The 23,655-nt window shown below is 74.8% G+C and carries 18 protein-coding genes; 13 read left to right on the top strand and 5 right to left on the bottom strand.

Features of this window, described 5'->3' with window-relative positions; genetic code table 11:
• Positions 1–7: 7 nt before the first annotated feature.
• Both KME66_RS10015 and KME66_RS10010 read left to right on the top strand, forming a co-directional pair.
• The gene (locus KME66_RS10015; RefSeq protein WP_073215043.1) at positions 8–985 is read left to right on the top strand and encodes an ABC transporter ATP-binding protein; all 978 of its coding nucleotides are present in this window, start codon (positions 8–10) and stop codon (positions 983–985) included.
• The gene (locus tag KME66_RS10010; RefSeq protein WP_216321096.1) at positions 975–2,270 is read left to right on the top strand and encodes an ABC transporter ATP-binding protein; all 1,296 of its coding nucleotides are present in this window, start codon (positions 975–977) and stop codon (positions 2,268–2,270) included. Before KME66_RS10015 ends, KME66_RS10010 begins: the two co-directional genes overlap by 11 nt.
• Positions 2,271–2,824: 554 nt before the next feature.
• Here KME66_RS10010 and KME66_RS10005 read toward each other — a convergent pair.
• The gene (locus KME66_RS10005; protein ID WP_216321093.1) at positions 2,825–4,951 is read right to left on the bottom strand and encodes a S9 family peptidase; all 2,127 of its coding nucleotides are present in this window, start codon (positions 4,949–4,951) and stop codon (positions 2,825–2,827) included.
• A gap of 182 nt (positions 4,952–5,133) precedes the next feature.
• Here KME66_RS10005 and KME66_RS10000 point away from each other — a divergent pair, with 182 nt between their 5' ends.
• The 6 genes from KME66_RS10000 (at position 5,134) to KME66_RS09975 (ending at position 11,342) form a co-directional block, all read left to right on the top strand.
• Positions 5,134–5,328: a hypothetical protein gene (locus KME66_RS10000; RefSeq protein ID WP_010063247.1), complete on the top strand. Its 195-nt coding sequence runs from the start codon at positions 5,134–5,136 to the stop codon at positions 5,326–5,328.
• Between the two features lie 82 nt (positions 5,329–5,410).
• Positions 5,411–6,328 (top strand): N-acetyl-1-D-myo-inositol-2-amino-2-deoxy-alpha-D-glucopyranoside deacetylase, encoded by a 918-nt coding sequence (gene mshB, locus KME66_RS09995; RefSeq protein ID WP_216321090.1) that lies wholly within the window; start codon positions 5,411–5,413, stop codon positions 6,326–6,328.
• Positions 6,325–6,798, top strand: a complete 474-nt coding sequence (locus tag KME66_RS09990; RefSeq protein ID WP_216321087.1) for a DUF6113 family protein — start codon at positions 6,325–6,327, stop codon at positions 6,796–6,798. Before mshB ends, KME66_RS09990 begins: the two co-directional genes overlap by 4 nt.
• Before the next feature lie 1,497 nt (positions 6,799–8,295).
• Complete coding sequence (locus tag KME66_RS33875) at positions 8,296–9,213, top strand: hypothetical protein (RefSeq protein WP_253208279.1); 918 nt, start codon at positions 8,296–8,298, stop codon at positions 9,211–9,213.
• 174 nt (positions 9,214–9,387) lie between these two features.
• A complete protein-coding gene (locus KME66_RS09980; protein ID WP_073215027.1) occupies positions 9,388–10,656 on the top strand; it encodes an ATP-binding protein in 1,269 nt (422 codons plus the stop codon).
• A gap of 179 nt (positions 10,657–10,835) precedes the next feature.
• The gene (locus tag KME66_RS09975; RefSeq protein ID WP_073215024.1) at positions 10,836–11,342 is read left to right on the top strand and encodes a DUF4265 domain-containing protein; all 507 of its coding nucleotides are present in this window, start codon (positions 10,836–10,838) and stop codon (positions 11,340–11,342) included.
• Positions 11,343–11,369: 27 nt separating this feature from the next.
• Here KME66_RS09975 and KME66_RS09970 read toward each other — a convergent pair whose 3' ends face one another.
• Both KME66_RS09970 and KME66_RS33870 read right to left on the bottom strand, forming a co-directional pair.
• Entirely contained in the window at positions 11,370–11,954 is a 585-nt protein-coding gene (locus tag KME66_RS09970) for a sugar O-acetyltransferase (RefSeq protein ID WP_073215022.1), read from the bottom strand.
• Complete coding sequence (locus KME66_RS33870) at positions 11,951–13,351, bottom strand: MFS transporter (RefSeq protein ID WP_253208278.1); 1,401 nt, start codon at positions 13,349–13,351, stop codon at positions 11,951–11,953. The genes KME66_RS09970 and KME66_RS33870 overlap by 4 nt, the downstream gene beginning before the upstream one ends.
• Before the next feature lie 256 nt (positions 13,352–13,607).
• On the opposite strand from KME66_RS33870, the gene KME66_RS09955 reads away from it, so the two are divergent.
• From KME66_RS09955 to KME66_RS09935, 5 genes are all read left to right on the top strand, one after another.
• Entirely contained in the window at positions 13,608–14,585 is a 978-nt protein-coding gene (locus tag KME66_RS09955; RefSeq protein ID WP_216329192.1) for a helix-turn-helix transcriptional regulator, read from the top strand.
• Between the two features lie 218 nt (positions 14,586–14,803).
• Positions 14,804–17,656, top strand: a complete 2,853-nt coding sequence (lanKC, locus tag KME66_RS09950; protein WP_216321083.1) for a class III lanthionine synthetase LanKC — start codon at positions 14,804–14,806, stop codon at positions 17,654–17,656.
• Positions 17,657–17,701: 45 nt separating this feature from the next.
• Complete coding sequence (locus KME66_RS09945; protein ID WP_073215017.1) at positions 17,702–17,833, top strand: SapB/AmfS family lanthipeptide; 132 nt, start codon at positions 17,702–17,704, stop codon at positions 17,831–17,833.
• Positions 17,834–17,925: 92 nt separating this feature from the next.
• Entirely contained in the window at positions 17,926–19,821 is a 1,896-nt protein-coding gene (locus tag KME66_RS09940; protein ID WP_253208277.1) for an ABC transporter ATP-binding protein, read from the top strand.
• A complete protein-coding gene (locus KME66_RS09935; RefSeq protein WP_253208276.1) occupies positions 19,818–21,833 on the top strand; it encodes an ABC transporter ATP-binding protein in 2,016 nt (671 codons plus the stop codon). The genes KME66_RS09940 and KME66_RS09935 overlap by 4 nt, the downstream gene beginning before the upstream one ends.
• Here KME66_RS09935 and KME66_RS09930 read toward each other — a convergent pair.
• Together KME66_RS09930 and KME66_RS09925 are read right to left on the bottom strand one after the other, a co-directional pair.
• The gene (locus KME66_RS09930) at positions 21,802–22,407 is read right to left on the bottom strand and encodes a response regulator transcription factor (RefSeq protein ID WP_073215014.1); all 606 of its coding nucleotides are present in this window, start codon (positions 22,405–22,407) and stop codon (positions 21,802–21,804) included. The two genes, KME66_RS09935 and KME66_RS09930, sit on opposite strands and share 32 nt — an antisense overlap.
• Positions 22,408–22,709: 302 nt before the next feature.
• Positions 22,710–23,591: a transglutaminase-like domain-containing protein gene (locus KME66_RS09925; protein ID WP_216321080.1), complete on the bottom strand. Its 882-nt coding sequence runs from the start codon at positions 23,589–23,591 to the stop codon at positions 22,710–22,712.
• Between the last annotated feature and the right edge of the window lie 64 nt (positions 23,592–23,655).

The raw sequence follows: 23,655 nt of genomic DNA, 5'->3' as shown, positions 1-23,655 counted from the left end.
GATTGCCATGTTGCTCGAAGTGCGCGACCTGTACGTGGAGTTCCACACCCGCGAAGGCGTCGCCAAGGCCGTCAACGGGGTCAACTACTCGGTGGCCGAGGGCGAGACGCTCGCCGTCCTCGGCGAGTCCGGGTCCGGCAAGTCCGTCACCGCCCAGGCCGTCATGGGCATCCTCGACATGCCGCCCGGGAAGATCGCCGGCGGGGAGATCCTCTTCAAGGACCAGGACCTGCTGAAGCTCAAGCCGGACGAGCGGCGCAAGATCCGCGGCCAGGAGATGGCCATGATCTTCCAGGACGCCCTGTCCTCGCTGAACCCGGTCCTCACCGTCGGCCAGCAGCTCGGCGAGATGTTCGTCGTGCACCGCGGCATGTCCCGCAAGGACGCCAGGGCCAGGGCGGTCGAGCTGATGGACCGGGTCCGCATCCCCGCCGCAAAGGAACGCGTCAACCAGTATCCGCACCAGTTCTCCGGCGGGATGCGCCAGCGCATCATGATCGCCATGGCCATGGCACTCGAACCGTCCCTGATCATCGCCGACGAGCCCACCACGGCCCTCGACGTGACCGTCCAGGCCCAGGTCATGGAGCTCCTCGCGGAACTCCAGCGCGAGCTGAACATGGGACTCATCCTGATCACCCACGACCTCGGCGTCGTCGCCGACGTCGCCGACAAGATCGCCGTCATGTACGCGGGCCGCATCGTCGAGACCGCCCCCGTCCACGAGATCTACAAGGCGCCCGCCCACCCGTACACCAGGGGCCTTCTCCAGTCGATCCCGCGCCTGGACCAGAAGGGCCGGGAGCTGTACGCGATCAAGGGCCTGCCGCCCAACCTCACCCGCATCCCGCCCGGCTGCGCCTTCAACCCCCGCTGCCCGATGGCCCGGGACGTGTGCCGCAGCGATGTGCCGCCGCTCTACGAGGTCGACGAACAGCGCCGCAGCGCCTGCCACTTCTGGAAGGAGACGCTCGATGCACGCTGACCGCGAGGGGAACGGGAAGACCGGTGGCGGCGCGGCCGGCTCCACCCTGCTGTCCACCGCGGGCGAGGACACCGCCGCCCCGTACACCGAGGGCGACCCGATCCTCCAGGTGCGCGGCCTCGCCAAGCACTACCCGCTCACCCAGGGCATCCTCTTCAGGCGGCAGATCGGCGCGGTCAGGGCCGTCGACGGCGTCGACTTCGACCTGTACGCGGGCGAGACGCTGGGCATCGTGGGGGAGTCGGGCTGCGGCAAGTCGACCGTCGCCAAGATGCTCGTCCACCTGGAACGCCCCACCGCCGGGGCGATCCGCTACAAGGGCGAGGACATCTCCCGGCTGTCCGGCCGCGCGCTGAAGGCGGTCCGCCGCAACATCCAGATGGTGTTCCAGGACCCGTACACCTCGCTGAACCCCCGGATGACGGTCGGGGACATCATCGGGGAGCCGTACGAGATCCACCCCGAGGTCGCCCCCAAGGGCAGCCGGCGGCAGAAGGTGCAGGACCTGCTGGACGTCGTCGGGCTCAACCCGGAGTACATCAACCGCTATCCGCACCAGTTCTCCGGCGGCCAGCGCCAGCGCATCGGGATCGCCCGCGGTCTCGCGCTCAACCCCGAGATCATCGTCGCCGACGAGCCGGTCTCCGCGCTGGACGTCTCCGTGCAGGCCCAGGTGGTCAACCTGCTGGACCGGCTCCAGGCGGAGTTCAACCTCAGCTTCGTCTTCATCGCGCACGACCTGTCCATCGTCCGGCACATCTCCGACCGGGTCGGCGTGATGTACCTGGGCCGGATCGTGGAGATCGGCTCCGACGCGGAGATCTACGACCACCCCACCCACCCGTACACGCAGGCGCTGCTGTCCGCCGTGCCCGTCCCGGACCCGACCGCCCGCGAGCACCGGGAACGGATCATCCTGCACGGTGACGTCCCCTCGCCCGCCAACATCCCCTCCGGCTGCCGCTTCCGCACCCGGTGCTGGAAGGCGCAGGAGCGGTGCGAACTGGAGGTGCCGCTGCTGGCGGTCCCCGCGGAGTTCCGGCTCGTTGACACTCCGGCCCGGCACGATTCGGCGTGCCACTTCGCGGAGGAGAAGCTCGTGGTGCCGCCGGAGGGCGAACTGGAGACCTCGGGACCGGCGGAGTCACCGGGGCGGGCGGAGTCCCCGGGGCCGGTGGGTACTCCGGGGCCGGAGCAGACCCCGGGATCGACGGGTACCGCCGGACCGAAGGAGCCCCCGGGACCGGGGGAGACCCCGGGGCCCGGGGAGGACGAAACGTCATGAAGCGGCGTCAGGATCGTTAACACGTCAGCAACTCCGCCGTCGCCGCTCCGATATACGAACGCCTCATCCTGAACAGCGTACGGCCGTGCGGGTGCCGTGGTCCGGCCGGAGCGTCGTCCTGGCGCTCCGGCCGGTCGCCCGCCGCCACCTCCACCAGCCTCGTCCTCCTGCTCGCCTGTGCCGCCGCGGCCGTGGCGGCACTCCGCTCCGCCTCCGGCCGTCCCGGTCCTGATGGTCACCGGCGTCGTGGCCTTCGTCCTGCGGCTGCCCGGCATCTGGACCGTCGCCGACGCCCCGGCCCCGGAAGAGCTCCGCGACCGGGCGCTGCTCACCCCGCACGCCGCGCTGGTGGCCGGACTCGCCCCGATCGTGGTGGGAGCGGCGGGCCGCCGTCCCGTGCCGCAGGGCGAGGAGCCCCCGGCCCGTACGGGCCGCAGGGCCACCGGCCGCCCCAGGCCCCCGGCTTCGGCCCTCCGCCGGGCGGCTTCGGGCCCCCGCCCTCGTCCCCGCCGCCCCGCTGGTGAACCGGGGTCGGGCGGGGCGCCGCGGGCGGTTCAGGCGCCGGTCAGCCCCAGCGACCGCTTGAGGAAGTCCACCTGGAGCAGGAGCAGGTTCTCGGCGACCTGCTCCTGCGGCGTCATGTGCGTCACCCCGCTCAGCGGCAGCACCTCGTGCGGCCGCCCGGCCGCCAGCAGCGCCGAGGACAGTCGCAGGGCGTGCGCGACCACCACGTTGTCGTCGGCCAGACCGTGCACGATCATCATCGGCCGCACCTCGGACGCGGGTTCGGACAGCCCGTCGTCGGTGACCAGGGAGCTGGCCGCGTACACCTCCGGCTGCCGGGCCGGGTCGCCGAGGTAGCGCTCGGTGTAGTGGGTGTCGTACAGCCGCCAGTCCGTGACCGGGGCGCCCACCACGGCCGCGTGGAAGACGTCCGGGCGGCGCAGCACCGCGAGGCCCGCCAGGTAACCGCCGTACGACCAGCCACGGATCGCCACCCGGGACAGATCCAGCGGGAACCGCCCCGCGAGCCCCTCCAGCGCCTCGATCTGGTCGTCGAGGGTCAGGGTGAAGTCGTCCCGCACCGCCTTCTCCCAGGCCGGCGAGCGGCCCGGCGCGCCCCGCCCGTCCGCGACGACCACCGCGAAGCCCTGGTCGGCGAACCACTGCGAGGTCAGGTGAGGGTTGTGGGCGGCGAGGACCCGGCGGCCGTGCGGCCCGCCGTACGGATCCAGCAGGACCGGAAGGGGACCGTCCGACTCCTGGTAGTCCGACGGAAGCAGAACGGCGCACGGAATCCGCCGTGCGCCCCCCTCGGTGAGGGTCACGCGGGCGGCGAGCACCGGCTCCTGGGCGAAGCTCGCGACGCGGACCAGGCGCTTCCCGTCCCGCACCACCCACGCGGCGGTTCCGGGTTCCTCGGGGACGGCCGAGACCACCACCGCGAGGGTGCCCGAGCGGACCGCGGAGTGCACACCCACCCCTTCGGAAATCCGCTCGATTCCCAGCTCGTTGACCCGGTACACATGGATCTGCCCGACCTCCGGCTCGACCGCGTCCTCACCGGCCACCGCCGAGACCAGGATGTCCGACTCCCCGATGTCCAGCACCGCCTGGACGTGCAGCTGCGACCCGGTGAGCGGCCGGTCCCCGACCGCCAGCACCCGCGCGCCGCCCTCGTCGGCGATCCGCACCAGCCGCCCGTCCGGCGCCCACGCGGGCACCCCGGGGAAGAGATCGAGCCAGACCGGGTCCTCGTCGACATGGACGATCCGGGTCGCACCCGTCTCCGGGTCCACCGCCAGATACCGCTGACTGCGCTGGTCGCGGGCCTGCACCAGCAGCAGCGGAGCACCCGCGGACGACCAGTGGACCTGGGCCAGGTACGGGAACGCCTCCCGGTCCCAGACCACTTCGGCACGGTCCCCCGCCAGGTCCACCACGAAGAGCCGCACCTCCGCGTCGGGCGTCCCCGCCGCCGGGTAGGCGACCTCGGCCGGCCGGCGCTCCGGGTGGGCCGGATCGGCGATGTACCACCGCTGTACGGGGCTCTCGTCGGCCCGCGCGACCAGCAGCCGGTCCGACTGCGGCGACCACCAGAAACCCCGGTGGCGCTGCATCTCCTCGGCCGCGATGAACTCCGCCAGCCCGTAGGTGACCTCGGGGCCCTCCGGCTCGGCCAGCGCCCGGTCGCCCTCGCCCGCCGCGTCCACCACCCGCAGCGCGCCCTTGGTCACGTACGCGACGTGCCGGCCGTCGGGGGACGGGCGGGGGTCGATCACCGGGCCCGGCACCGGCAGCGCCCGCGCGGTCCCGGCCCGCAGCTCGGCGACGTACACCTTCCCGGACAGCGCGAACGCGGCCAACTCCGCCGCCGCGTCCACCGCGTAGGAGACGATCCCCGACGAACCCTCCCGGGTCCGCTCCCGCCGTGCCCGCTCCCGCGCCGACAGCTTCTCCGTCGAACCGCCCAGCAGAACGTCGGGATCGGCGGCGATCCGCTCCTCGCCGGTCGCCGGGTCGAGCACCCAGAGCCGGGTGGTCCGGTCCGTGCCGGACGTGGAGCGGAGGAAGATCACACGCGTCTCATCCGGTGAGACGGTGAAGGCGCGAGGTGCGCCGAGAGTGAAGCGCTGGGTCCGGGCGTGCTGGCGGGGAAAGGACAGCTTCTGCGAGGTCATGGCTCCGAACCTAGCCGTGAACTCGGCCGCGCGGCACGGTTCGTGCGCCCCTCGTGCTGCCGTGCCCCGATCAATGCGTCGGCACGGAAAGTTATGATCCGTAGCGCTCGGTGGGTAGGAACCTGCTGACCGCTTGTACCCCCGTTCCGACCGTCCGAACGTACCGATGGAGGTGAACCGCCGTGGCGCTCTCGATTTCGGCGGTAGTGCTGCTGGCGATCATCGTCTTCCTGCTGATCCGGAAATCCGGACTGAAGGGAGGGCACGCGGTGGTCTGCATGCTGCTCGGGTTCTACATCGCGAGCTCGTCCATCGCACCGACCATCTCCGATCTGACGACCAACGTGGCGGGAATGATCAGCAGCATCAAGTTCTGACCCGGCCGTCGCCCGACGGGGCGGCGGGCGGGCGCGGGGGCGCGGGGGCACGGGGGGCCTCCGGGCTCGTAGGGTGGTCCCCATGAAGGACCTCCCCGCCCGCCGTCTGCTGCTCGTGCACGCGCACCCCGACGACGAGTCGATCAACAACGGCGCCACCATGGCCAGGTACGCGGCCGAGGGCGCCCACGTCACCCTGGTGACGTGCACGCTCGGCGAGGAGGGCGAGGTCATCCCGCCCTCGCTCGCCCGCCTCGCCGCCGACCGGGACGACGCGCTGGGGCCCCACCGCGTCGGGGAGCTGGCCGCGGCGATGCAGGAGCTCGGCATCACCGACCACCGCTTCCTGGGGGGTGCGGGCGGCTACCGGGACTCCGGGATGATGGGCGCCGAACAGAACGGCCGCCCCGGCTCCTTCTGGTCCACGCCGGTGGACGAGGCCGCCGCCCACCTCGTCGAAGTGATCCGGGAGATCCGCCCCCAGGTCCTGATCACCTACGACCCGGACGGCGGTTACGGCCACCCCGACCACATCCAGGCCCACCGCGTCGCCATGCGCGCCGCCGACCTGGCCGCCGACCCCGCGCACGGCTCCGGCCCCCCGCACGCCATCGCCAAGATCTACTGGAACCGGGTGGAGCGCGAGACGCTGGAGGCCGCCTTCGACCGGCTGCGCAGCACCGCGCCCGACGCCTTCCCCGGCATCGCCGCCGTCGCCGACGTCCCGGGCGTGACCGGAGCGGAGCGGATCACCGCGGAGATCGATGGATCGGCGTACGCCGCGGCGAAGTCCGCGGCGATGCGTGCCCACGCCACCCAGATCACGGTCGACGGCCCGTTCTTCGCCCTCTCCAACGACCTGGGCCAGCCCCTGCTGACGACCGAGTGCTACGAACTGGTGCGCGGCGGACGCGGCGTGGCCGCACCCCGGCGCGAGAGCGACCTGTTCGCGGGCCTCCCGGGCGCGGGCGCGGCGGACACCGAGGGAGGCCCGGCATGAGCGGCACCCCCGACAAGCCCCGCGGCCGCGCTGGCTCCTCCCACGCGCCGCGGCGCAACGCCCCGCCCCGGGAGCCCGAGCACGTCGGGTTCGCCGCCCGGCCGAACCCGGCCCGGATCGCGGCCTACTTGGGCCTCGCGATCCTCGGCGCGCTCGTCGCCCTCGCCGGAACCCTCGTCCAAGCGGCCTGGTTCCCGGGAGGGTTGATCATCGCTCTGGCGGGTTCCGGGGGCCTCTTCTACGGCGGCCGCATCCTGACCCGTACCCAGATCGGCGCACTCGCCCCGGCGGCCGGCTGGTTCATCACCGTGTTCCTTCTGCTGAGCGGCCGGCCGGAGGGCGACTACGTCTTCGGCGACGAACTCGGCCTGGTGCTCTTCATGCTCGGCGGGACGGCCGTCGCTGTGATCTGTGCCACCACCTCCAAAGTGCCTCAATCAGCCATCCACAGCGGCCGGTCCGGTACATGAAGTGCCACGTCCGGGTCCGGAACGACCCTCACAGGTGTGACGCACGGGTGGAGGTTTCACCCGGTCGCGGAGTGTCCGACGGCGGCGGCCAGTATGGTGGTGCGCGCGCCGAGCCGTCCCCTGGCCTGCGGCATGGGGGAAGTACGGGCGGCGGAGCCAATCGGGAGAACCTGCTTTGAGTCGTGAAACTGACAGTTCGTCCTCCGGGCCCCAGGGCCGCGGCGGAGCCGCGTACCCCTCGGGTACGCCGCCGTACGGATCCCGCCAGTATCCGTCGCAGGACGGCTCTGACGAGAACCCGGAATCCGTGGATCCGCCCCGGCCCGAGGAACCCAGGACCGAGACGACGCTGACGACGCGCATCCGGATCAACATCCCCGGTTCGCGCCCCATCCCGCCCGTCGTGATGCGGACGCCGATGGCGGAGAGCGACATCTCCGGCGGCGGCCGTCCCGACGCGGAGCGCACCGGCGCCACCCCGCGCCCCGGCACGCCGCCGGCCGCGCCGGGCGCCGGTGCGGGACGGGCCCCGGCCCGAACGGCGGCGCGCCCGCGGACCGGCCCGGGACGGCGGCCCGGCCGCGGACCCGACGCCCGCGGACAAGCCGGCCCGGGAGAAGAGCGGCAGCGACTGGTTCGCCCGCGCAAGGCGCCGACCGCCGCACCGGCGGCGGGCACGGGTGCTCCCGGCGGCCCCGGCGCCGGCGGTCCGACCGGTCCTGGTGCGGGCGGTCCGGGCGGTCCGGGCGCCGGCAGTCCCGGCGACGCGGGCCACCAGAGCGGACTGGGCGGTCCGGGCTCCGGTGGTCCGGCTGGTCCCGGCTCCGGCGGTCCCGCCGGTCCGGGTGCCGGTGGTCCGGCTGGTCCCGGCGGTCCCGGTGCCGGGGCCGACGGCGGTGCGGGCCGCTCGCGCCCCGACCTGCCGTACTTCTCGGACGCCCCGGCGTCCGGCGGCGGTCCGGGCGCGCCCGGTTCCGGCCCCGCCCGCAGCGCGCTCGACAGCTACGGCACCGAACCGCCCGGCGGCGGACCACGGTCCACCCCCGGTCCCGGTGTGCGTACGCCCGGCCCGGCCGGCCCCACCGCGGGACCGGTCACCGGCTCCTCGTCGCTGACCCCGAACCTCGACGGCGTCCCGGGCCTCGGCGGCCCCGGCCCGATGGTCCCGGGCACCCCCGGCGGCGTACCGCCCCGGATGTCCGACGACACCGCGATCCTCACCCCGCAGGCCCCGGCGCCCGAACCCGGCCCCGGCGGCCACGTCTCGGGCGACACGCTGACGAGCGGCATCCCCGTGGTGCCCAGCGAGCCCCGCGCCACGTTCCCGGGCACCCCCGGCGCCCCCGGCGCCCCGGTGCCGGGCCTCGGCGGTCCCGGCGGTCCCGGCGGACCGGGTGCTGCCGCGCCGGGCCCCGCCGCCCAGCGCCCGGCGCCCCGGCCGCCCCGGCCCCCGCCGCCCCCGCGAAGAAGGGCCGCTCCAAGCTGGTCCTGCTCGGGGTGGCGGTCGTCGCGCTGCTCGGCATCGCGTACGGGGCGGGTCTCCTGCTCAACCACGCCGAGGTCCCCAAGGGCACCACGGTGCTCGGGGTCGACATCGGCGGAGGCACGAAGGAAGAGGCGGTCACCAAGCTCGAAGCCGCCCTCGGAGAGCGGGCCAAGACGCCGCTGACGCTGTCCGTGGACGGCAAGGAGGAGAAGCTCGACCCCGAGAAGGCCGGTCTCACCCTGGACAGCCAGGAGACCGTGCGCGGCGCGGCGGGCAGCGACTACAACCCCGTCTCGGTGATCGGTTCGCTGTTCGGCGGGGAACGCCCCGCCGACCCGGTGATCCCGGTCGACGAGGAGAAGCTCGGCGTGGCGCTGTCCGACCTGGCGGGTGCTTCCGGCTCGTCCAACGACGCCACCATCCGCTTCGAACCGAACAAGGCCATCGCGGTGCCGGGCAAGCCGGGCAAGACGCTGGACGCCGGCCAGTCCCTGATCTCGGTCCGGGACGCCTACCGCGCCCAGGTGCAGACCGGGGAGGCCAACGTGGTCGAACTCCCCGTCACCACCAGCGAACCCACCATCACCCAGGCCGAACTGGACCGGGCGATGAGGGAGTTCGCCCAGCCCGCGATGTCCGGTCTGATCACCATCAAGGCCGGCCCCAAGCAGATCCAGTTCGGCCCGGCCCGGTCCCTGCCGCAGATCCTGTCCATGAAGCCGGTGGACGGCCGACTGGTCGACGTCTACGACAAGAAGGCGATCGAGACGCTGCTGGACGGTGTCTTCGACGGGATCATGGCGGTCAAGGCCGACGGGAAGAAGCACCAGGTCGGCCCGGACGACGTGGCCCAGGCGATGAAGACCGCCCTGAGCGGGACGACCCCGGCCGAGCGCACGGTCACCATCAGCCTGACCGGCGAGGGCTGAGCCCCGGCCGTACTCGCACCACGGCTCCGCCCCCGCCCGGGACTCCCGGCCGGGGGCGGAGCCGTTCCCGCTCCCGGGGGGTCGCGTCGGCAGGCGGCCCGCCCCCGCCCGCCCCATCATGGAGAGACGGGGGCAGGAGACCGGGATCGTCGACGTCTGGGCGGGTGCCGGACCATGGCTGTGTGGCATGTGCGGGACTTCGTGCCGGAGGACCTCGAAGCCGTCGTGCGTCTCGACGGGGAGAGCGGGACCACGGAGGAGCCCGCCGTGTTCCGGCTGTCGGAGGTCGTCGCCGCGCTCCAGGGCCAGAACCCCGGGGTCGTGGCCGTGGCCGACGGGCACCTGGTCGGGGCCGCCGTGGGGCGGGTCGACGGGGAGCGGGCGTGGCTGCTGCGGATCGCCCTGCATCCCGCCTGGCGGAATCTGGGGCTGGGGACCGCGCTGCTGTCCGCGCTGGAGCACCGCGTGCAGGGGGCCGGTGCGGTGCTCGTGGCCGCGGTGCTGCCCGAGGACGAGACCGGGGCCACCGCGCTCGCGAATTCCGGGTTCCGGGTGCACCGGGGGCTCACCTACTACGAGAAGGTCCAGTCGGTGACCGCCGAGGGCTCCGCCGTACTGGCCTCGCTCGGCGCGACCGTACCGCCGGCCGGGCTCTGGGAGCGGCTCGCGGGGATGGCGGAGGAGAAAGGGCTCGTCGAGCGGCGGATCGTCCTGCCGCTGGCGCATCCCGAGATCGCCGACGAGCACGGGGTCGAGCCGCCGCAGGCCGTCGTGCTGTTCGGCCCGCCCGGCACCGGCAAGAGCACCTTCGCCCAGGCCGTCGCCAGCCGGCTCGGCTGGCCGTTCGTCGAGCTGTTCCCCTCCCGGCTCGCCCTGGAGGACGGCCTCGCCAACGGGCTCGGCCGCCGATTCGAGGAGATCGCCCGGCTCGACCACGTCCTCGTCTTCATCGACGAGGTGGAGGAGGTCGCGGGGGCGCGCAACCTCGCCGACCCGGTGTCCGTCGGGGTGGTCAACGAGCTGCTCAAGTCCATCGTGCGGTTCCGCGACCGTGACGGGCGGCTGCTGATCTGCGCCACCAACACCGTCGCCGCGCTGGATCCCGCGTTCCTGCGCCACGGCCGGTTCGACTACGTCCTGCCCGTCGGTCCGCCCGACCACGAGGCCCGGACCGCGCTCTGGGCCAGCTATCTCGCCCGTACGGGAGCGGAGGCCGACACCGCGCTCCTCGCCGACGCCAGCGAGGGGTTCACCCCCGCCGACATCAAGCAGGCCGCCCGGACCGTCGCCCAGGCCGTCTTCGAGCGCACCCTCGAATCCGGCACCCGCGCCCACCCCACCACCGAGGAATTCCTGCGCACCATCAGCCGCACCCGACCCACCGTCACCACCGAGATGGCGCTGGAGTTCGCGGACCACACCATCCGTTACGGGCGTACCTGAGCGGCGCGGGCGCGGCGGCCGTCGGGTACGGCGCCGTCGCGGTCCTTCCCGTACGGGGGACGGTCGGGGAATCCGCCGGGCACCGCGGCGCGAGCGGCCGTCGGCTCCGGAAGCCGATGCCGTGGCCGGGGCGCCGCGGTGGACAGGCGGCGGCGCCACGAGCGGGGGACCATGGGGCCATGAGTCCTCCCGCCGGACCGCCGCGCCCACCCGGCGAAGCCGACCAGATCAAGGTCTGGTTCCGGGTGGCCGCGCGCGGGGACGGGCCGCCGCCGTACGCGACCGAGGGGCTGTGGGCGACCCGGCTCGGCCCGGACACCGCGCGGGTGGACAACGTGCCCTTCCTCCGGGACGGGGTCGCCGAGGGCGAGACCGTACGGTTCCGGACGGACGGCGACGGCGTGCACTGGGCCGCCGGCCGGGTGGCGGACTCGGGCAACTGCACGGTCCGGGTGCTGCCCGTGCCGGACGGTCCGCTCGGGCACGACGTGCGGGCCGTCCACGAGCGGCTCGCCGGATTCGGGCTCACGGGAGAGGTCTTCAGCGCCGATGTCCCGCTGGTCGCCCTGACCGTGCCCGGCGGCGCGGACCTGCGCGGCGTGAAGGCGCTGCTCGCGCGGGGCCGGGACGAGGGCTGGTGGCACTTCGAGGTCTCCTGCGCCACGGACGCCTGGCGGTCGGCGTGACCGTACGGGGCCGGGCGCGCCGGTGGGTCACGCCTCCGGACCGCCGAGCGTCCGGATCACGCGGGCCGGGTTGCCGACCGCCACCACGTTCGCGGGGAGGTCCTTCGTGACGACCGCCCCCGCACCGACCACGGTGTTCTCACCGATGCTCACCCCGGGGCAGACGATCACCCCGCCGCCCAGCCACACGTTGTCGCCGATGGTGATCGGCTCGGCGGCCTCCCACTTGGCGCGGCGCGGTTCGGGGTCGAGGGGGTGGGTCGGGGTGAGGAGCTGGACGTTCGGGCCCAGCTGGACGTCCGCGCCGATGGTGATGCGGGCGACGTCCAGCAGGACCGCGCCGAAGTTGATGAACGTACGCGGCCCGATGGTGGTTCGGTAGCCGTAGTCCACCCGCAGCGGCGGCCGCACCACCACGCCCTCGCCCACCTCGCCGAGCAGCTCGGCGAGCACCGCGCGCCGGGCCTCATGGTCGGCGGCCGGCGTGGCGTTGTAGCGCTCGCTCAGCACGGCCGCGTGCAGGGCGTCCGCCGCCAGTTCGGGGTCGTCGGCGAGATAGGGCTCACCGGCGAGCATGGCTTCCTTCTGGCCGGGCCTGGCGTTGTCGCTCATGAGGTCTTTTCCGTCCGGGGGGTGCGGGACGCTCGCGGTGCTCCGTTCGCTGCGAGCAGTCTGCCCCCGTCGGCGGCGACCGGCGTACGCAGCCCCGGCGCCAGTGCCAGCGTCACCGCCACCGAGAGGCCCGCGACCACCGCCATGCCCGCCGCGGGCGACGTCAGCTGGGCGACCCCGCCCGCCACGGCGGCCCCCACCCCCTGCATCGCGAGCATGCCCGAGGAGCCCAGCCCGAGCGCCTGGCCGCTCAGCTCCCGCGGGGTGAGGGCCAGCAGCCGTTCCTGGAGCAGCAGGCTCGCGGCGAAGCCCACGCTCGCCACGACGACCAGCGCCAGTGCGAGGGGCGGCCCCGGTCGCAACGCGAAGAGCAGATAGGGCGCGGCCAGCAGCAGCCGCAGCGGAGCCCCGAGCCGTGCCCGCGACCCGGGGGCCGTCGTCCGGATCGATCCGGGCTCGCCTGCCCCGGTACGCGCGTCCGCGGCGTCGTCCCCGGTCACCGGCGCTCCGCGTCGCGTCGCTCCGCCGCCCCGCCGCTGTACGCGCCCGACCCCGCACCCTGGTCCGGCCTGAACCGGACGGCCGGCCCCGGCCGCGGCGAACCGCCCGACCAGCGCGTCCCCGGCCAGCATCCCCACGGCCCCGCCCGCGAAGAGGAGCCCCGCGTGCCCGGGGGCGTACGCCACGTACAGGGACTCGCAGCCGACGACGAGCCCGTTGGGCACCCACAGCGCCAGGAACACGTACCGGCGCGGCGTGGACGACCACAGCAGCGCGTTCGTCCGCCAGGTCTCCCGGACCGAGGGCCGCCCGGCCGCCCTGGGCGGCCGGGCGGTCAGCCCGAGCCGGGTCACGGCCGCCGCGACGGCGTACAGGGCCGCCCCGGCCAGCAGCGTGCCGCGCGCCGAGACCAGCGCCACCAGCGCCCCGCCCGCCGCGAAGCCGCAGATCTGCATCGCGCCGCCCGTCATGTTCAGCACCGAGCGGCCGAGCAGGTACCCCTCACGCGGCAGGATCTCGCCGAGCAGCCCGTACCGCACGCCCCCGCCCGGCGACGCGGCCACCCCCGTCACCAGCAGGACGGCGAACGCGGCCCACAACGGCAGTCCGGGGACGGCCTGGACGCAGGCGGCCCCCGCCGACAGCAGGGCCAGCCCGGTCAGCGCGGCGCGTGGCGGGAGCCGGTCCGCCGCCGACAGCAGAGTGAGCGCCCCGGCCACCTGGGCCAGCGAAGGTCCGAACATCGCCAGCGCCGAGAGCAGGGGCGAGCCCGTCCGGGCGTACACGAGGGTGCCCAGGGCCAGGCCGGTCGCGGTCCCGGCGGCCGTCTGCGCGGCGACGGCCGCGAAGAAGGGGGTGAACTCCGGAGTGCGGAACAGTTCGCGGTAGGTGCGCATGGACGGAGTCTCCGGACGGCGTGCCCAGGGCCGTTACTGTTTCGCGCGGACGCGAAAGCCTGGGACGGCCGGGTGGCGCGGGGGTTTCCTGAGCGGAGGCGGCCGGGGCCGATCCGGCCGGCCGGCGACGGGTCGCGGGCCGGCCAGTCCGACCAGGGCGCGGCCAGTCCGACCAGGGCGCGGCCAGTCCGACCGGGGCCGGCCGCCGGGGTCGGCCCGGCCCGGCCGGGCGACGGAGAACGGGGCGGTGGTGGGTGTGGGCTGGTGGCAGGTCAGTGCGGACACGCTGGCGAGCAGCCGGTTCGTCGTCTCGCCGCTCGCGGAGACCGTCGCCTGCCTGCTGCTCCTGGAGCGGGCCACCGCCGCACACCCGGGGGAGCGCGCCTGGCTGAAGACCCATCTGCCCGCCTACCGGCAACGCGCGGCCGCCGATCCGGTCTCCGCGCTGGTGATCCGCTCCGCCCTCGCGCCCCGCTGGACCGCCGACTTCCTCACCCCCGCACCGGTCCCCGCCCCACCGGGCCAGGCCCCGTCCTCCTTCGACGAGGAACTGGCGCGGGTCCGGGCCACCCCACCGGGCCGGGCGCGCGCCGATCTGGCCGAGGCGCTGGGCGGGCCGCTGCCCGCCGCGCTGGACCGGGACGACCTCGCCGAACGCGCCGCCGACACCCTCGCGTGGGTCTGGACGCACACCGTGCGACCCGACTGGCAGCGACGGCAACGGGTCCTGGAGGCCGATGTCATCGCCCGTACCGCCCGGTTGGGGAGGTCCGGCTGGGCCGAGGCCCTGAACGGGATGCGGCCCGGCGTCCGCTGGCTCGGCGACAGCCGCCTGCAGATCAACCCCCATGACAACCCGCCCCGCGAACTGGACCGCGCCCAGCTGCTGTTCATCCCCGTCACCCCGGACCAGTGCTGGGTCTGCTGGGACATCCCGCACCGGTACGGGCTGGTGTACCCGTGCTCCGGCACGCTCGCCGAGGCCCCACGCCTGCCCGTACCCGCCGCTCTGGGGGCGCTGATCGGCCCGGCGAGGGCGGCCGTCCTGTCGCTGCTGGCCAACCCGCTCAGCACGACGCAGCTCGTCGCGCTGACCGGCCAGGGGCTGGGCTCGGTCGGCCGCCATCTGCGCATCCTGCTGGACGCCGGACTGGTCCGCCGTCGCCGGGCGGGCCGGTCCGTGCTCTATTTCCGTACGGAGGCGGGCGACGTCCTGGTGCGCGGCGCGGGCTGAGGAGAGGCGGGAGCGCCCGGTGCACGCCCCCGCGCGCCCCCGGGCCGCGGCCTTGCCTGGCGGGGCGGCGCGCGGATACGCATCAGTACGGGGTGCGCTCCGCATGGTGGGTGCGCATGTACGAGTCGTGACAACGGTGACTATGGGCGCCGCCGGTCGTTGTGACAACTTCTCTCTCGCCGCGACCGACGCGGAGGGACCGAGTGAGGGGGCTGTGCGTGAATCCGGAGTACGCCGCGTACTGCCAGGCGGACCGCCGCTTCTACGACGCACCCCACCGTTCCCTCGGACCGGGCCCGGCCGCCGGTGAGGACAGCTCGTTCTACGCGGCCGTCCGTGGCTCCGCTCCCGAGGGGTGGACCCGCTCCCGGCGCGGTGACTGGCTCTCCTACCACCCCGACGGGCTGCGCCTGCCGCCGCAGGGCTGGAAGATCCACGTCTCCGCCGCGCTCGACAACGCGGCCTCCGTGCTCGACCGGGTCACCGCCCACTGCCTGGAGCACGGGCTCGCCTTCAAGTGCATACCCAGCGCCGGTCTGCTGGGCCTGCGGAACGCCAAGTACGCGGACCGGGCGGGCAGCGGGAAGTTCATCACGGTCTACCCGCCGTCCGAGGAAGCGTTCCCCGAGGTGTGCACCGCCCTGATGCAGCTCCTGGAGGGCGAGCACGGGCCGTACATCCTGAGCGACCTGCGGTGCGGGAACGGGCCCGTGCACACCCGCTACGGCGCGTTCGCCGCCCGCTTCTGCTCCGGTCCCGACGGGCGGCCCGTGCCCGCCGTCGCCGACCCGCAGGGCCGGCTCGTCCCGGACGACCGGAGCCCCGCCTTCCGGGTCCCCTCCTGGGTGACCCCGCCCGGCTTTCTGATGCCGCACCTCGAAGCCCGCGCCGCCGTGGGCCTCGGTGACCTCCCGTACACCGTGGAGAAGGCGCTGCACTTCTCCAACGGCGGCGGGGTCTACCTCGGCCGCGACACCCGCACCGGCGAGCAGGTCGTCCTGAAGGAGGCCCGCCCGTACGCTGGTCTGGCCGCCGACGGAGCGGACGCCGTGGCCCGGCTGGAGCGCGAGCGGACCGCCCTGGAGCAACTGGCAGGGCTGGACTGCGTCCCCGACGTCCGGGACGTGTTCGAGGTCGGCGACCACCACTTCCTGGTCCTCCAGTACATCCCCGGCACCACCCTCAACACCGTCTTCGCCCGCCGCTTCCCGCTCGCCCGGCAGCACCCGTCCGCGGAGCTCCTCGCCGAACACGCCGCGTGGGCGGAGGAGCTGTACGCGAAGGTCGAGCGCGCGGTCGACGCGGTGCACGAGCGGGGCATCGTCATCAGCGATCTGCACATGAGCAACGTGATGGTCGACGAGGAGGCCGGACACATCGTTTTGCTCGACTTCGAGGCGGCCTCCCCGGCCGCCGAACGCCGCCGCCAGATCGTCGCCAACCCGGCCTTCGTCGCCCCGGCCGACCGGCGCGGCACCGACATCGACCGCTATGCGCTCGCCTGTCTGCGGCTCGCCCTGTACCTGCCGCTGACCACGTTGTTCGGCATCGACCGCACGAAGGCCGCCGGGCTCGCACGGGACATCGCCCGTGCCTTCCCGGTCCCGGAGGAGGCGCTGCGACCCGCGGTCGAGGAGATCCTGCGGGACGCGGAGGACGCGGAGGACGCGGAGGACGCGGGGAACGCGGAGGACGTGCGGGATCCGGGGGACGTGCGGAACGCTCGGGACGCGGGATACGCGGGGGAGGGCGACGCGTCCGGGCCCGCTCCGGCAGCGCAGTCCGGTGCGGTTTCGGCCGCGGCCGCCTCGGCTTCGGCCTCCGGCCGTGATTCCGGCAGGGCATCGGCGTCCGCCTCCGGCCGTGATTCCGACGGGGCTTCGGCGTCCGCCACCGACCTCCGCGACTGGCCGCGCGCCCGGGACGCGCTGGTCCGCGCCATCACCGCCTCCTGCACGCCGGAGCGCGACGACCGCTGCTTCCCCGGGGACATCGCCCAGTTCGCCACCGCCACCGGAGGCCAGTCCTTCGCGTACGGCGCCGCCGGGGTCCTCTACGCCCTCCACGAGACCGGCGCCCCGCCCTGCGCCCCGGCCGAGGACTGGCTCCTGCGCCACGCCAAGGACCCGGCGTCCGGCAGCCCTCTCGGCTTCTACGACGGCCTCACCGGCATCGCCTGGACCCTGCACCGGATCGGCCGCACCGCCGAGGCAGCCGATCTCCTCCGGATCGTCCTCGACCAGCCCCTGGAGGGCCTCGCCCCCGGGCTGCACAACGGGTACGCCGGCATCGGCCTCGCCCTGGACGACCTGGCCCGCACCTGTGCCGCCGACGCGCCGGCCCTGTCCGCCGCCGCGGCCCGCTGCACCGACCTCGCCGCCCGCGCGCTCGACGGTCCGCCGTCGCCCCGCACCGGGCTGCTGCACGGCGCGAGCGGCGTCGCGCTGCTGCTGATCCGCCGTTACGCCACCACCGGGGACACCGCCCTGCTCGACCTGGCCGCCGCCGCACTCCGCCGCGACCTGGAACGCTGCCGGGCCGGGGACGACGGGGCGCTCCTGGTCGTCGAGGGCAAGCGGCTGATGCCGTACGCCGGTTCGGGCAGCGTCGGTATCGCGGCCGTCATCGACGCCTACCTCGCCCACCGCCCCGACCCGGACCTGGAGGCGGCGGGCCGGGCCCTGCTCCCGGCCGCGCTCTCCGCCTTCTACATCCAGCCCGGACTGCTCAGGGGCTCCGCCGGACTCCTGCTGCACCTGGCGGCCACCCCGCTGTGCGACCCGGCCGACCGGCAGCGCGCGATCGACCGCCACACCGACCTGCTGGGCAGCCACGCCCTGGCCCACGGCGGCGGACTCGCCTTCCCCGGCGAGCAATTGATGCGCCTGTCGATGGACCTGGCCACCGGAACCGCCGGGGTCCTCCTCGCCCTGGGCGCCGCATCCGGCCGCCCCACCGGACTTCCCTTCCTGCCCGCCGCTCCGGCGGCGGCACACCCCGGCCGCGCGAGCGGCCCCACGAACCGGCCCCGCCAGGGGTCGTCGGACCGGCCCCACCCGGGATCGGTCTAGCACCACCGCCCAAAGCACCACCAATCGTCCCCGAAAGGACATATCATGGCGCTTCTCGACCTTCAGGCGATGGACACCCCGGCCGAGGACTCCTTCGGCGAGCTCGCCACGGGCAGCCAGGTCTCGCTGCTGGTCTGTGAGTACAGCTCCCTCAGCGTGACCCTCTGCACCCCGTGAACCACCCCGGCCGGCCCGTCGGTGAGCACCACCGACGGGCCGGTCGGCCACGTGCCCGCGGGGGCCGTCCCGCCGACCCGAAAGGCGACCACGTGCCGCTGCCGCACCCGGACCCGAGCCCCGGCAGGGCGTCCGGGCCCCGACGGCTCGCCCGGCAGCACCCGGCCGCCCTCACCTGGCTGTTCCTCTGCTCCACCGGCGGAGCGCTGGCCGCCCTCGCCCTGCCCGCCGCCCTGGGCCACACCGTCGACCGGCTCGTCTCCGGCGGGCCCGTGCCCTGGTCCGGGCTGCTGCTCTGCGCCGCCCTGACCCTCGCCGAGACCGGGTTCGACGCGGCGGCCGCCGTGACCGGCACGACCACCACCGCCCGGCTCACCGCGTCCCTGCGCACCCGCACCGCCGCCCGTGTCCTGGCCGCCGAGCCCCGCCGGGCGCTCGCCCTGCCCACCGGCGACCTCACCGCCCGGCTCACCGCCCGCACCGCCGACGCCGCCTCCGCGCCCGTCACCGCCGCCGGAGCCGTCGCGGGCGTCCTCCTCCCGCTCGGCGCGGTCGCCGGGCTCCTCCTCATCGACGTGTGGACGGCCGCCGCCCTCCTCCTGGGCGCCCCCCTCCTCGTCGTCCTGCTGCGCACCTTCTCCCGGGGCACAGCCGACGCCGGGGCCGACTACCAGCGCGCCCAGTCGCTCATCGCCCACCGGCTCACCGAGGCCCTGGAGGGAGCCGACACCATCCGGGCCGCCGGTACCGGCGCCCGCGAACACCGCCGCGTCCTGGAACCCCTGACCGCGCTCGCCGAACACGGCCGCCGGACCTGGACCGTGTACGGGCGGGCCGTCGGCCGCAGCGGCCTCCTGCTGCCGCTGCTCATGCTGCTGGTCCTCGCGGTCGCCGGACTCCGCCTCGGCACGGGCGCGATCGGCGTCGGCGACCTCGTCGCCGCCTCCCGCTACGCGAGCCTCGCCGTCGGCATCGGGTCCCTCACCGGCGCGCTCGGCTCCCTGGCCCGCAGCCGCGCCGCAGCCCGGAGCCTCGACCCCCTCCTCACCCTCGCCCCGCTGCCGCACCGCGGCCTGGGCCCGGTCCCCGACGCCCCCGGGCGCCTCGAACTCCGCGACGTCGGCGTCGAACAGGACGGCCGGCCCCTGCTCGCCGGCGTCCACCTGACCGTCCCGGGCGGCACATCCCTGGCCGTCGTCGGACGCTCCGGCTCCGGCAAGTCCCAGCTCGCCGCGGCCGCCGGGCGGCTGCTCGACCCGGACACCGGCAGCGTGCTGCTGGACGGCGTCCCGCTGGACGCCATGGACCCGGCCCGGCTCCGCCGCGAGGTGGCGTACGCCTTCGCCCGCCCCGCCCTCCTCGGCACCACCGTCGAGGACACGATCGCCCACGGGCCGTGGAACGCCTCACCCGACGCCGTCCGCGAAGCGGCCCGCGCCGCCCGCGCCGACGGGTTCCTCGGGCTGCTCCCGTACGGATACGCCACGCCGGTCGCCGACGCCCCGCTCTCCGGCGGCGAGCGCCAACGCCTGGGCCTGGCCCGTGCGTTCGCCCATCCGGGGCGGCTGCTGATCCTCGACGACGCGCTGTCCAGCCTCGACACCGTGACCGAGCACCACGTGCGCCGCGCCCTCGACGCGCGGGCCGGGCGCTGCACCCGGATCATCGTCGCGCACCGGCTGTCCTCGGCCGCGCGCGCGGACCGGGTCGCCTGGCTGGAGGACGGCCGGCTCCGCGCGACGGGCCGCCACGACGAGCTGTGGGAGGACCCGGGCTACCGGGCGGTCTTCGGCACGGACAGCGGCGGTGCGGACGAAGCGACCACCGACACGGACAGCGGCGGTAGGGACGAAGCGACCACCGACGGAGGCAGCGGCACGGGCGCCACCGCCGACCGCGCGGACACCGGCACGGGCGCCACCGCCGACGGAGCGGACACCGGTACGGACGCCACCGCGCGCTCCCTCACCGCGGCGGAGACACGATGAAGCGCGGCCACGACCGGACGCGCCCCTCGCGCGACACCGCGCGCCGCGTGCGCCCCGCGCGCGACACCGCACGAGAGCCGCGCCCCGCGCGCGACTCCGCCCTGCGCCGGGTCGCCCGCGAGGCGCGGCCCTTCCTGCGGGCGCGTACCGGGGCGATCCTGCGGCTGGCCGGGTGGTCCCTGCTGGAGTTCGCGCAGACCTTCCTCAGCGGCTACGGGGTCGCCCGCGCCCTCGACGACGGCTTCCTCGCCGGACGTCCGGCGACCGGGCTGATCTGGCTGGCGGTCGCCGCCGTCGCCGTGCTGCCCGCCGTCCTCGCCGCCCGCGGGGTGTTCGGCCGGCTCGCCGACCTGGTGGAGCCGCTGCGGGACGGGCTGGTGCGGCGTGCGGTGGCACGGGCGCTGTCGGGCGCCCTCGGCCGTGGCGGCGACGTCAGTACCCGGTCCCTCTCCCAGGTCACCCATCAGAGTGAGATCGCCCGGGACGGCTGGGCCGGACTCGTCCTGACCCTGCGGTCGTTCGTGTTCACGGCCGCCGGAGCCGTCACCGGCCTGCTGGCCCTCTCGCCCGCCCTCCTCCTCATCGTGCTGCCGCCGCTGGTCCTGGGCGCCGCCCTGTTCGTCGGCACCCTGCCGCCGATGGCCGCCCGCCAGCGCGCCTATCTCGCCGCCGACGAGGCGTACGCCGCGCACGCGGGCGAACTCGCCGCCTCCGTGCGCGACATCGCCGCCGCCGGGACCGCCGAGCCGACGGTGGACCGGTCCCGGGCCCTCGCCGAGACCCAGCTCGCCGCCTCCCGTTCGCTGGCCCGCTGGTCGGCCGTCCGCGTGGTGGCCCTCGCGGTCTGCGGCCGGTTTCCGCCGCTCCTGCTTCTTCTGGGGGCGCCCTGGCTGCTGCGGAACGGGCTCACACCGGGAGGGCTCGTCGGCGCCCTGACCTACCTCACCCAGGCGCTGGCCCCCGCCGTCCAGGCGCTGATGACCATGCTGGGCACGGCGGGCGGCCGCCTCGTCGTGGTCCTGGACCGGTTCACGGACGCCCCGCCCCCGCCCGCCGACGCCCCGCGCCCGGCCGCCGAAGCCCTGCCCCCGGCCGCCGAAGCGCCGCTTCCGCCCGCTGACGCCCCGCGCCCGGCCGTTGACGCCCCGATCCCGCCCGCCGCCGACGGCTCGCCGCCCCCACACAACGTCGCCCGCGCCACCCCGGTCGCCGAACTCCACGCGGTCTCCTTCGCGTACGGGCCCCGCGCCCACCCCGTCCTGGACCGGCTCTCCCTGACGGTCGGAGCGGGCGAGCACCTCGCGGTCGTCGGACCGAGCGGCAGCGGCAAGTCGACCCTGGCCGCCGTCCTCGCCGGGACCGAGCGGCCCACCGGGGGAGCGGTGCGCTGGCGGGGGCGTCCGGCACGGCCGGCCGACGCCACATCCGTACGGGTCCTGCTGCCCCAGCACGCCTACGTGTTCAGCGGCTCGCTGCGGGACAACCTCCGCTACCTCCGGCCCGACGTCGGCGACCGGGAGATCGCGGCCATGGCGCAAGCGGTCGGCCTGGACGCGCTGCTCTCCCGGCTCGGTTCCCTCGACGCGGACGTCGAACCGGAACGGCTCTCCCAGGGCGAACGGCAGCTCGTCGCGCTCGGCCGGGCCTATCTCGCCGCCCCGCCGCTGCTGATCCTCGACGAGGCCACCAGTCGGCTCGACCCGGCCGCCGAGACCCGCGCCGAGCTGGCGTTCGCGGCCCTGCCCGGTGCGCTGGTCGTCGTCGCCCATCGGCTCAGCTCGGCCCGCCGCGCCGACCGCACCCTCGTGATGGACGGCCCGCGCACCCGATGCGGCACCCATGGCGAACTCCTGCGCTCCAGTGCCCTCTACCGCGATCTGTCCGGTCTCTGGGAGCCGGAGGACGAGCCGCATGAGGCGGATGCGACACCGGAACCGAAAGCGCCGGAGGAAGAGCGGCCGCGTGGCGGGGAACAGGCCGTCACAGCCACCCCGCCTCCTTCGCCCGTCTGATCGCGTCCAGCCGGTTCCGCGCCCCGGACTTCCGGATGGCGGCGGCCAGATAATTGCGGACGGTCCCCGGGGTCAGGTGCAGTCGTGCGGCGATCCCGGCCACGTTGTCACCCTCCTCGGCCATCGAGAGCACACTCAATTCCCTGGGAGATAACGGCATGTCGGCCACCTGAAGGAGACTGAAGGCCAGCGATTCGTCGATATGCCGTCCGCCGTCCGCCAGCTTGTGCATCACCTCGGACAGGTCGTCCACGGGACGGTACTTGTCGATGTAGCCGAGAGCTCCCGCCTCGTACGCCCGCCGCAGGCCGCGCGGCTGGTCGCTGCGGGTGAGCACGGCGAGCGGATACGTTCCTCCATGCGGTGCGGTGACCGTCTTCACCTCGTCGAGCACGTCCCGCGCGCCCGGACAGTCGAGATCGGTGAGCAGCACATCGGGACCGCGACCGTTCACCGCTGCGCGTATCGCGCCGCACTCGGCGGTGCGGACCTCTATGCCCCGCCCCGTGCCGAGGAGCGATGCCAGCGATGCGCGCCACAACGGCACGGTGTGGACCAGCAGCACGGTTGTCATCAATCTGCCCTCAGCTCTTCTCTCCCGGCCGCCCAACGCGGAATGCGATGGGCTGTGCGCGCCCCGTGACGGGTTTCCAGTTGAGCGCATGGGCATTCGTGTACGCCGACGAACGGGCCGAATATCGCCACCGTTGGGCGCGGAAGGGGGCGTTCGGATGTAAACCGGGAGCGCACATCGCTCACGGACCCATCCGTCTCGCTACGGCAGGGCGCTGGCACGAGTGACGTCAGGCTGATTTCCGCGGATCCACGGGTTCCCGGCCCCGTCAATCCGGGGAATTCCTGTTCGAAGCTCCGGATTCAGTTCAGCAGGGCGCGCGCCGCGTGAGCCTTGCGCCGGATGTTCTCGGCCGTCGTCGGTTCGATCCCGGCGAGGATCTCCGCATATTCCTCCATCTCCGCCGCCCCGCGCAGGAATTCACCGCGCTGGACGAGGAGCTGGGCGCGCTCGTAGCGGAGTCTGGCCGGATGTGCCGGCAGGAGCAGCGACAGCTCGACCGCCCACAGGGCCACGTCCGTGCGCTCGGGCCGGGCCGCCGCCCAGGCCCGGATGTTGTTCAGGATCCGCAGGACGATCTCCAGCGGGCGGGCGGGCGCCATCATCGACGGCTCCAGCGCCGCCCCGGTCGCCCCCGTGACCAGCAGCTCCGCGTCCTGGCCGGTCAGCGGCGCGCCCCCGGCGAACGGATCAACCAGCACCGGGTGCTCCCGGTCGCCGAAGCCGACCACGAAGTGTCCGGGCAGCGCCACCCCGTACACCGGTGCGCCCGCCCGCCTCGCGACCTCGATCCAGACGACCGACAGCAGGATCGGCAGGCCCCTGCGGCGCCGCAGCACCTGCTGGAGGAGCGAGGAGTCCAGCCGCTGGTAGTCGGCCGACGAGCCGCCGAATCCGCAGCGTTCCCCCAGTAGTTCGGCCAGGGCCGAGGCCCAGCCGGCGGGGGAGCGGGAGCCGTGGGGCAGCAGCCCCGCCAGCCGGTCCAGCTCGATCTGCGCGGCGTCCATGCCGTACGGGTCGGGGACGGGCTCCCCCGGCGTCACCGGGACGACCTCGGCCGGGCCCACCGGTCCGGCCTCCGCGCCCAGCAGCAGGCACAGGAAGGCGAGGTCCGGCCGCTCGGACCGGGCCTCCTCGGCGAACTGCCGCCGCCGCTCGGCCGCCCCGGAATCCAGCCCGCTCATGTCCGACCCACGCCCCTGCTCGTCCTGTGCCCGCCCCGGTCCCGGCCCTCGTGCCCGCGGCCCC

The organism is Streptomyces sp. YPW6 (assembly GCF_018866325.1).
Lineage (GTDB): Bacteria > Actinomycetota > Actinomycetes > Streptomycetales > Streptomycetaceae > Streptomyces.
This window is presented reverse-complemented; position numbering and strand designations above follow the sequence as displayed.

Coding starts and splice junctions, on each gene's coding strand:
- KME66_RS10015 (WP_073215043.1), top strand. CDS start 8: ATGTTGCTCGAAGTGCGCGACCTGTACGTGGAGTTCCACACCCGCGAA.
- KME66_RS10010 (WP_216321096.1), top strand. CDS start 975: ATGCACGCTGACCGCGAGGGGAACGGGAAGACCGGTGGCGGCGCGGCC.
- KME66_RS10005 (WP_216321093.1), bottom strand. CDS start 4,951: ATGACCTCGCAGAAGCTGTCCTTTCCCCGCCAGCACGCCCGGACCCAG.
- mshB (WP_216321090.1), top strand. CDS start 5,411: ATGAAGGACCTCCCCGCCCGCCGTCTGCTGCTCGTGCACGCGCACCCC.
- KME66_RS09990 (WP_216321087.1), top strand. CDS start 6,325: ATGAGCGGCACCCCCGACAAGCCCCGCGGCCGCGCTGGCTCCTCCCAC.
- KME66_RS09980 (WP_073215027.1), top strand. CDS start 9,388: ATGGCTGTGTGGCATGTGCGGGACTTCGTGCCGGAGGACCTCGAAGCC.
- KME66_RS09975 (WP_073215024.1), top strand. CDS start 10,836: ATGAGTCCTCCCGCCGGACCGCCGCGCCCACCCGGCGAAGCCGACCAG.
- KME66_RS09970 (WP_073215022.1), bottom strand. CDS start 11,954: ATGAGCGACAACGCCAGGCCCGGCCAGAAGGAAGCCATGCTCGCCGGT.
- KME66_RS33870 (WP_253208278.1), bottom strand. CDS start 13,351: ATGCGCACCTACCGCGAACTGTTCCGCACTCCGGAGTTCACCCCCTTC.
- KME66_RS09945 (WP_073215017.1), top strand. CDS start 17,702: ATGGCGCTTCTCGACCTTCAGGCGATGGACACCCCGGCCGAGGACTCC.
- KME66_RS09935 (WP_253208276.1), top strand. CDS start 19,818: ATGAAGCGCGGCCACGACCGGACGCGCCCCTCGCGCGACACCGCGCGC.
- KME66_RS09930 (WP_073215014.1), bottom strand. CDS start 22,407: ATGACAACCGTGCTGCTGGTCCACACCGTGCCGTTGTGGCGCGCATCG.
- KME66_RS09925 (WP_216321080.1), bottom strand. CDS start 23,591: ATGAGCGGGCTGGATTCCGGGGCGGCCGAGCGGCGGCGGCAGTTCGCC.